General features: G+C 69.9%; 7 protein-coding genes. All 7 read left to right on the top strand.

Annotated features, from left to right (window positions below; translation table 11 throughout):
• Positions 1-2: 2 nt before the first annotated feature.
• Positions 3-791, top strand: coding sequence for a DUF2797 domain-containing protein (locus AC31A1_RS39405; protein ID WP_489657889.1), 789 nt, complete (start codon positions 3-5; stop codon positions 789-791).
• 284 nt (positions 792-1,075) lie between these two features.
• Positions 1,076-1,954 carry an amidohydrolase family protein gene (locus tag AC31A1_RS39400; protein WP_489657888.1) on the top strand — a complete coding sequence of 293 codons (879 nt, stop codon included), beginning with the start codon at positions 1,076-1,078 and terminating at the stop codon, positions 1,952-1,954.
• Between the two features lie 220 nt (positions 1,955-2,174).
• Entirely contained in the window at positions 2,175-2,915 is a 741-nt protein-coding gene (locus tag AC31A1_RS39395) for a response regulator transcription factor (protein WP_019054929.1), read from the top strand.
• Positions 2,912-4,534: a sensor histidine kinase gene (locus AC31A1_RS39390; RefSeq protein WP_489657887.1), complete on the top strand. Its 1,623-nt coding sequence runs from the start codon at positions 2,912-2,914 to the stop codon at positions 4,532-4,534. Before AC31A1_RS39395 ends, AC31A1_RS39390 begins: the two co-directional genes overlap by 4 nt.
• Before the next feature lie 13 nt (positions 4,535-4,547).
• Positions 4,548-6,068: a bifunctional glycosyltransferase family 2/GtrA family protein gene (locus AC31A1_RS39385; RefSeq protein WP_489657886.1), complete on the top strand. Its 1,521-nt coding sequence runs from the start codon at positions 4,548-4,550 to the stop codon at positions 6,066-6,068.
• Positions 6,065-8,308, top strand: coding sequence for a glycosyltransferase family 39 protein (locus AC31A1_RS39380; protein WP_489657885.1), 2,244 nt, complete (start codon positions 6,065-6,067; stop codon positions 8,306-8,308). The genes AC31A1_RS39385 and AC31A1_RS39380 overlap by 4 nt, the downstream gene beginning before the upstream one ends.
• Before the next feature lie 116 nt (positions 8,309-8,424).
• The coding region (locus tag AC31A1_RS39375) for an MFS transporter (RefSeq protein WP_489657884.1) at positions 8,425-9,543 on the top strand (1,119 nt) is incomplete at its 3' end.

Here is a 9,543-nt window from a genome sequence, read left to right as displayed (position 1 = left end):
GGGTGGCCTTCGAGGTCGCGGAAGGGGGCGGGCGGACATGTGTGGGAGCGCGGGGGAACGCCTGTCCGGTGCGGGCCGCCGTGCCGGAGCGGAGCACGGGGGCGCGGTGCGAGGAGTGCGCGCGGCTGGACCGGGCGCACTCGGTGGCCGCCGACACCATCGCGGACGACCCGCGGCCGTACCACGTCTACCTGGCCTGGTTCGGCCCCGGCCTGCTCAAGGTCGGCATCACCGCCGAAGAACGCGGCTCCGCACGCCTGCTTGAACAGGGCGCCGTCTGCTTCAGCTGGCTGGGCCTCGGCCCCCTGATGGCGGCCCGCCGCTCCGAGGAACTGCTGCGCGCCGCCCTACGGGTCCCGGACCGGATTCCCTACGGCGAGAAGCGCGCCGTCCGTTCCGCGTTGCCGACGTCGGCTGCGGAGCGGGCCGCCGAGATCGCCGACCTGCACGCCCGCGCCATCGCGCTGCGCGAATGGCCGGAGTCGCTCCACCGCGAGCCGTACCGACCCGTGGACCACGTCGACGTCTTCGGCCTCGCGGGACTCCCGGCCCTCGTCGGTGAGGTGAGCGGGCTGGTCGCGGGCGGGATGGTGAGCGGGGAGGTCGTCGCGGCCGCGGGACCGGACCTCCACCTCGCGACCGGGCGGGGGGTGGTCGTGCTGGACACACGGCTGATGACGGGGTGGGAGCTGATCCCTGCGGGTCCCTCCGGGGGTGAGACGGGTGGATTCACCGTGCCGGTACGGGAGTTCAGGCGGGAGGTGCCGGGGGTGCAGGAGGGGTTGTTCTGATGGGGTGGGTGAGGTGACTGGGGTCGTCGGGCGGCTGCGGTGGTCGTCGGGCGGTTACCGCTTCAGCAGCGCGGCCGGCATGCGGGACTGGTCGTACTGGCTGGACACCTTCAACATCGCCTATGGGCCGGTGACCGCAGACGTGTTTCTGGGGACGCCCGACTTCCATGTGGATGAGCAGGGCCCGGTTCGACAGGGAGGATCAAGACATGGATGCGGAAGCAGCGGAAGCAGCGGAAGCCGCCGAAGTGGCTGAAGTGGCTGAAGTGGCTTAAGCCGTCGAAGTGGCTGAAGCAGTCGAAGTCCAGGCGTTCTGGCGGCGGCTGGGCCTGCCCGGGCTGATCGACGTGCACACCCACTTCATGCCCGAGCGTGTGCTGCGCAAGGTCTGGGACTACTTCGACGCGCTCGGGCCGGCGACCGGCGGGGCGCTGGAGTGGCCGATCACCTACCGGCAGGAGGAAGCGGAACGGGTCGCGCTGATAAGGGAGTTCGGAGTACGTGCTTTCACCGCCATGCTCTACCCGCACAAGCCCGGGATGGCCGAGTGGCTGAACGGCTGGGCCGTCGGCTTCGCCGCGCGGACGCCCGACTGTCTGCACACCTCGACTCTCTTCCCGGAGCCGGGAGTCGAGGACTACGTCCAGCAGGCCCTCGATGCCGGCGCGCGGGTGTTCAAGGCGCATGTACAGGTCGGGGCCTACGATCCGGCCGACGAACTCCTCGATCCCGCTTGGGGGTTGCTCGCCGAGGCGGGGACGCCCGTCGTGGTCCACTGCGGGTCGGGGCCCGCGCCCGGCAAGCACACCGGGCCCGAGCCGATCGGGCGGGTGCTGGCCCGGCACCCCCGGCTGCGGCTGGTCGTCGCGCACATGGGGATGCCGGAGTACGAGGACTTCCTGGACCTGGCCGAGCGGTACGGAGAGGTGCGGCTGGACACGACGATGGCGTTCACGGACTTCAGCGAACGCCTCGCGCCCTTCCCGCCCGGTGCGCTCCCCCGGCTCGCCGCCCTCGGCGACCGCGTGCTGCTGGGCAGCGACTTCCCGAACATCCCCTATCCCTACCTGCACCAACTGCACGCCCTGGAGCGGCTGGACCTCGGTGACGACTGGCTGCGCGCGGTCTGCCACGACAACGGGGCGCGGCTGTTCGCACGGTGAGGACGAGCTGAGAGTCCGGCCGGTACGGGTGATGCGTGGAGAAAGTGGAGATACCGGGGAGACCGGGGCGGGTCCGGGAGGGTTGCACGGCTCCATGACCGCTGGATGAGCGCTGGGCAAGCGGTTCCAAGGCGTTCCCTGAGTGGTGGCTGTGAGTTTCTCAGGAAAATCACAGACTCCGGAAAGCGTGTTCTTAGGGGACCCCGACAAGGTGTCCACTATGACCACGACCTCGCCCCAGGGGCGCACCGAACTGCTGAGGCCGGACGGGAGCCCCGTCCGAGTGCTTGTGGTGGACGACGAGCTGTCGATCACCGAGCTGCTGTCCATGGCCCTCCGATACGAGGGCTGGCAGATCCGTAGCGCGGGTGACGGGACCGGCGCGATCCAGACCGCGCGCGAGTTCCGGCCCGACGCAGTCGTCCTCGACATGATGCTGCCGGACATGGACGGCCTGACCGTTCTCGGGCGGATGCGCAGAGAGCTGCCGGACGTCCCGGTGCTGTTCCTGACGGCGAAGGACGCCGTCGAGGACCGTATCGCAGGGCTCACCGCCGGCGGCGACGACTACGTCACCAAGCCCTTCAGCCTCGAAGAGGTCGTCGCCCGGCTGCGCGGACTGATCCGCCGCTCCGGTGCCGCCGACCGCCGCTCGGACTCCGTGCTCGTCGTGGGTGACCTCACCCTCGACGAGGACAGCCACGAGGTGTCGCGGGCCGGGGAGGGCATCCACCTCACCGCGACCGAGTTCGAGCTGTTGCGCTTCCTCATGCGTAATCCCCGGCGTGTGCTCAGCAAGGCGCAGATCCTCGACCGTGTGTGGTCGTACGACTTCGGTGGGCAGGCCAATGTGGTCGAGCTCTACATCTCGTATCTGCGGCGCAAGATCGACGCCGGTCGTGAGCCGATGATCCACACCCGGCGTGGGGCCGGTTACCTGATCAAGCCCGCGGCGTCATGAGCGGGCGACGACGGCCGCGTGCGCAGAAGAAACGAGCGGGTAAGCCGCGCACCCTGCGGACCCGGCTCGTCGTCGCGTCCGTGACGCTGATCGCGGTGGTGTGTGCGGTGATCGGTACGGTGACGACGCTGGCGCTGCGCTCGCATCTGTACGACCAGTTGGGCGACAAGCTGAACGAGGTCGCCGGGCGCGCGGCCGGGTTCGGCGGGCCGCTCGGCGGGGACCCGGCCAAGAAAGGCTCGGATCAGGGGAAGGCCAGCCAGACCCTGGACCTCACAGAGTTCGTCAGGCACGGTCCGCAGCCTGAGCGCACGGTCGTCGCCCAGGTCCGGAACGGCACCATCACCGACGCCAAGTATGGCGAGAAGTCGGACGAGAGCACCGACATCAGTGGGATGAACGCCAACAGCCTGACTACGGCCGCCCGCACCTCGCTCAACACCGTGTCCCAGGATGGCAAGATCCACACCGTGGAGATCGCCGGGATGGGCGGTTACATCGTCAAGTACGTCGGCGGTACCAACGGCAACTATTACGTCGCCATCCCCACCGCGGACACCGACAACACCATCAACACCCTCATCCTCGTCGAGCTCAGCGTCACCGGCGCCGGCCTCGTCGCCGCCGCCATCGCCGGCTACGTCCTCGTCGGCGTCGCCACCCGCCCCCTGCGCCGCGTGGCCTCCACCGCCACCCGCGTCTCCGAACTCCCCCTCCACACCGGGGAGGTCACCCTCAACGAACGTGTCCCCGAGTCCGAGACCGACCCGCACACCGAGGTCGGCCAGGTCGGTGCCGCGCTCAACCGGATGCTCGACCACGTCCACGGCGCCCTGCACGCGAGACAGCAGAGCGAGATGCGGGTACGGCAGTTCGTGGCCGACGCCAGCCATGAGCTGCGGACACCGCTCGCCTCCATCCGTGGTTACGCCGAGCTGACCCGGCGCGGGCGTGAGCAGACCGGCCCGGACACCAAGCACGCCCTCGGCCGGATCGAGTCCGAGGCCGGGCGCATGACCCTGCTCGTGGAGGATCTGCTCCTCCTGGCCCGGCTCGACGCGGGCAGACCGTTGCAGTTCGACCAGACCGACCTCATCCCGCTCGTCGTGGACACCATCAGCGACTCGCGCGCGGCCGGCATGGACCACAACTGGCGGCTCGACCTGCCCGACGAACCGGCCCTCGTGTCCGCGGACGCGGCCCGTATCCAGCAGGTACTGATCAACCTGCTGGGCAACGCCCGCAAGCACACACCGCCCGGTACGACGATCACCGCACGCGTACAGCGGCGCGGGCCGTGGATGTGTGTGGATGTGGAGGACAACGGCCAGGGCATCCCGCCCGATTTGCTGCCGCATGTCTTCGAGCGGTTCGCGCGCGGCGACTCGGCACGTTCCCGCTCCACGGGATCGACCGGACTGGGCCTCGCCATCGTGCAGGCGGTCGCGACCGCGCACGGCGGAGCCGTCACCGTGGACAGCGTTCCCGGACGCACTGTGTTCACCGTGCATCTGCCCGCGCTCGCACCCGCTGTGCCCGCGCCCGCCCCCGAAACGAATTGGCAATCGCACTCACAGGCACAGCACAGTGCCACCACATGGGTGCAACAGGGCGCTTGAGGAGAGTCGGGGCATGCGAACCGACTCTTCTCCCGGCACCCTGCCGGCGCGGGAGCACCTCCCGGCCGGAGACGCCGGTACGCCTGTCCTGGACGTAGTGATCCCCGTCTACAACGAGGAGAAGGACCTCCAGCCATGTGTGCTCAGACTGCACGAGCACCTCAAGCGCACGTTCCCGTACGCGTTCCGCATCACCATCGCGGACAACGCGTCGATCGACACCACCCCTCAGGTGGCCGCGCGGCTGGAGTCGGAGATCCCCGAGGTCAAGTCGTTCCGGCTGGAGCAGAAGGGGCGCGGTCGGGCACTGCGCACCGTCTGGTCCGCCTCGGACGCCCCGATCCTCGCCTACATGGACGTGGATCTCTCCACCGACCTCAACGCGCTGCTCCCCCTGGTGGCGCCGCTGATCTCGGGTCACTCCGACCTGGCGATCGGTTCCCGGCTGGCCCGCTCGTCGCGTGTCGTGCGTGGCGCCAAGCGCGAGTTCATCAGCCGGACCTACAACCTGATCCTGCGCGGCTCGCTCCAGGCCCGCTTCTCGGACGCCCAGTGCGGATTCAAGGCGATCCGGCGTGATGTGGCCCAGGCGCTGCTGCCGCTCGTCGAGGACACCGGCTGGTTCTTCGACACCGAGATGCTGGTGCTGGCCGAGCGTGCCGGACTCCGTATCCACGAGGTGCCGGTCGACTGGGTCGACGACCCGAACTCGACCGTCCACATCGTCAGGACGGCGACCGAGGACCTGAAGGGAGTGTGGCGCGTGGGCAAGGCCCTGGCCTCCGGTTCGCTGCCGCTCGACCGCGTCACGCGGCCCTTCGGCGACGACCCCCGCGACCGCGACATCCAGGACGTGCCCAAGGGGCTGGCCCGCCAGCTCGTCGGGTTCTGCGTGGTCGGCGGTCTCTCCACCCTCTTCTACCTGGTCCTCTACAGCCTCTTCCGGCAGTTCGGCGGCTCCCAGGTCGCCAACGCGCTCGCCCTGCTGGTCTCGGCGGTCGCCAACACCGCCGCGAACCGCCGGCTGACCTTCGGGGTCCGCGGCCGGGGCGGCGCCGTCCGCCACCAGGCGCAGGGCCTCGTCGTCTTCGCCATCGGCCTCGCGCTGACCAGTGGCTCGCTCGCCGCGCTGAACGCGGCCAGCAGCAACCCGGCGCACTCCACCGAACTGGCGGTCCTGGTGGCCGCCAACCTCGCGGCGACCGTCCTCCGCTTCCTGCTCTTCCGCGCCTGGGTGTTCCCGGACCGCGGCGACAGCGCCGAGGAGTCGACGGTCGTAGCCCTCAACTCCCCTTCGTCGCCGACCTATTCGACGGCGCCGCACCACCCCCAGAACCCGCAGAACCCGCAGTACTCCGGTTCGTACGCCCCGCTGCCCCAGCGTCAGCCGCAGCCGCAGCAGAGTGCGTACGACACCACCCCGAACACCACCCAGTTCCGCGCCGGTGAAGCCGCGGACGGCACCTGGAGGGACGCGACGATGCAGTTGCAGCCGGTGCGTCCCCACGACACCGATCCGAGGGACCCCCGATGACCACCGACACCGATCAGACGACCTACCCGGGAGGAGGCAGCCCCTCGTCCTGGGGGCCGCCTACCGGTGACAGCGACACCGGCAGAGACACGGCCGTACACGAGCCGGTGGCGCCCGCGGACACCCTGGCCCCTCAGTCCGGTGAGCCCAAGCAGCCGCTCGGACGGCGGCTGTGGCGCGGCCGGCCCGAGGACCCGCGCTGGGCGCGCCCCGCGTTCTGGGGCATGCTGCTGGCGACGGCGCTGCTCTACCTCTACAACCTGAGCGCGTCCGGCTACTCCAACTCCTTCTACTCGGCGGCGGTTCAGGCCGGCAGCAAGAGCTGGAAGGCGTTCCTGTTCGGCTCGCTCGACGCGGGCAACGCGATCACGGTCGACAAGCCCTCGGCGTTCCTGTGGCCGATGGAGATCTCGGTCCGCATCTTCGGCCTCAACTCGTGGGCGATCCTGGTCCCCGAGGTCCTCATGGGCGTCGGCACGGTCGCGGTCGTCTACGCGGCGGTACGGCGTCGGCACAGCCCCCAGGCCGGTCTGATCGCGGGCGCCGTGCTGGCGCTCACCCCGGTCGCCGCGCTGATGTTCCGCTTCAACAACCCTGACGCGGCACTGGCGTTGCTGATGGCCGCCGCCTGCTACCTCGTCGTCCGGGCCCTGGAGGACGGCCGTACCAAGTGGCTGGTGTGGGCCGGAGTCGCGATCGGCTTCGCGTTCCTGTCGAAGACCCTCCAGGCCTTCCTGATCCTGCCGCCGCTGGCCATCGTCTACGCGGTCTGCGCACCGGTGAGCGTGAAGAAGAGGTTCGCCCAACTGGGCCTGGCCACCGGCGCGTTGGTCGTCGCGGCCGGCTGGTGGGTCGCGCTCGTCGAGCTGTGGCCGGCGTCCTCGCGCCCCTACATCGGCGGCTCGCAGAACAACAGCTTCCTTGAACTGACCTTCGGCTACAACGGGTTCGGCCGCCTCAGCGGCGACGAGACCGGCAGCGTCGGAGGCGGCGGTGGCGGCGGCGGTACCGGCCAGTGGGGTGCCACGGGCTGGAGCCGGATGTTCAACTCCGAGATCGGCAGCCAGATCTCCTGGCTGCTGCCCACCGCGCTGATCCTCCTCGTCGCGGGCCTGGTGGCCACGCGGAAGCTCAACCGCACGTCGGTCAGGCGCAGTTCGATGCTCGTGTGGGGCGGCTCGCTGGTGACGACCCTGGTCGTCTTCAGCTACATGGCCGGCATCTTCCACCAGTACTACACGATCGCGCTGGCCCCTTACATGGCCGCCGTCATCGGCATCGGCGCGGGTTCCCTCTGGGAGAAGCGCGGCGAGATCTGGGCGTCGATCACCCTCGCGGCAGCGGTAGTTGCGGCCGGCGTGTGGGGTTACGTCCTCCTCAACCGCACCCCCGACTACCTGCCCTGGCTGAAGTGGCTGGTCCTCCTCGGCTCGCTGGCCGGTGCGCTCGGCCTGATCTTCGTCGCGAAGATCGGCCGCCAACTCGCCCTCGCGGCAGTCGGCTTGAGCATCGTGGCAGGCCTGGCCGGCCCGGCGGCGTACACCATGTCGACGGTCAACTCGGCGCACACCGGCTCCATCCCGACGGCCGGTCCGGCCGGTGCGAGCATGATGGGTGGTGGCGGCGGTCCGGGCGGCGGTCGCGGCGGCTTCGGCGGCGGCAACCGCACCGGCGGCACGGGCACCATGCCCGGCCAGCAGGGTGGCGGCACCACCCAGAACCAGGGCGGCGGCTTCCCCGGCGGCGGCACGGGCACGATGCCCGGTGGCGGTACCGGTACGGCGCCCGGCGGCGGCACCGGCACCCAGAACCAGGGTGGCGGCTTCGGCGGCCAGACCGGCGACGGCGGTGGCATGGGCGGCGGTGGCGTCGGCGGCCTGCTCAACGGCGCGACGGTCACCTCCGCGGCCAAGAAGCTGCTGTCGACGGACGCGAGCAAGTACACCTGGGTCGCCGCCTCCATCGGCTCCCAGAACGCGGCGAGCTACCAACTCGCCACCGGTGACCCGGTGATGGCGATCGGCGGCTTCAACGGCACCGACCCGTCGCCGACGCTGGCCCAGTTCCAGAAGTACGTGGCGGACGGCAAGATCCACTACTTCATCTCGGGCGGCACCGGAATGGGCGGCAGCAGCACGGGCAGCTCCTCGCAGATCTCCTCGTGGGTCGAGAAGAACTACAAGAAGGTGACGGTCGGTTCGGCCACCTTCTACGACCTGACGCAGAAGACGAGCAGCTGACACCCGGCTGACGGTTCTCCACTGAGCAGGGGCGGTGACCACACGGTCACCGCCCCTCTTCACGTCCGCCATAACTCCGTTGTACGCCGTATAGGAACTGTTCTACGGTGTACAGCATGCCGACTTCCCCACACCCCCAGGGCCTTCAGGGCCACCCCCAGCGCTGGATCGTCCTCGGAGTCATCTGCCTCGCCCAGCTCACCGTGCTGCTCGACAACACCGTCCTGAACGTCGCGATCCCCTCGCTCACCCGCGAACTCGGCGCAGGCACCGCCGACATCCAGTGGATGATCAACGCGTACTCGCTGGTCCAGTCCGGCCTGCTGCTCACCGCGGGCAGCGCGGCCGACCGGTACGGCCGTAAGAAGATGCTGATCGCGGGTCTCGTGCTGTTCGGCGTGGGTTCGCTGGTCGCCGGACTCGCCCAGTCCACCGGGCAGTTGATCGCCGCGCGGGCCGGTATGGGCGTGGGCGGCGCGCTGCTCATCACGACCACGCTCGCCGTGGTGATGCAGATCTTCACCCCCGAGGAACAGCCGAGGGCGATCGGCATCTGGGCCGCGGTCAACGCCCTCGGCTTCGCGACCGGTCCGCTCCTCGGCGGCTTCATGCTGAACCACTTCTGGTGGGGCGCGATCTTCCTGATCAACATCCCGGTCGCGGCACTCGCGCTGGTAGCGGCGGTGGTCCTGGTCCCCGAGTCCAAGAACCCGCGTGGCGACCGCCCCGACCTCCTCGGCGCCCTGCTCTCCACGGTCGGCATGGCCGCGCTCGTCTACGCGATCATCTCCGGGCCGGCGCACGGGTGGACGTCGGGCCGGGTGCTGTTGACCGCGGCGGTGGCTGTCGTCGTCCTCGCCGCCTTCGCGTACTGGGAGAACCGGGTCCCGTACCCGATGCTCGACCTGGACTTCTTCCGCGACCGCCGCTTCACGGGTGCGGTAACCGGGGTCGTCCTGATCACCTTCGGCATGGCCGGCTCGCTGTTCCTCCTCACCCAGCACCTCCAATTCGTCCTCGGCTACGGCCCGTTGGAGGCGGGTGTCCGTACGGCGCCGCTCGCTCTGGTGATCGTCGCGCTCAACTTCTCGGGGTTGGCGGCGAAGTGGACGAAGCGGCTTGGGATGCCGGTCTCCATCGCGCTGGGGATGGTGTTGATGTCGGCGGGACTGGTGTCGATCGCGTCGCTCGCCACCGGCGGGTATGCGGGGACCTTGGTGGGGCTGGTGCTGATC

This window comes from Streptomyces sp. P5F9, from assembly GCF_057961495.1.
This window is presented reverse-complemented; position numbering and strand designations above follow the sequence as displayed.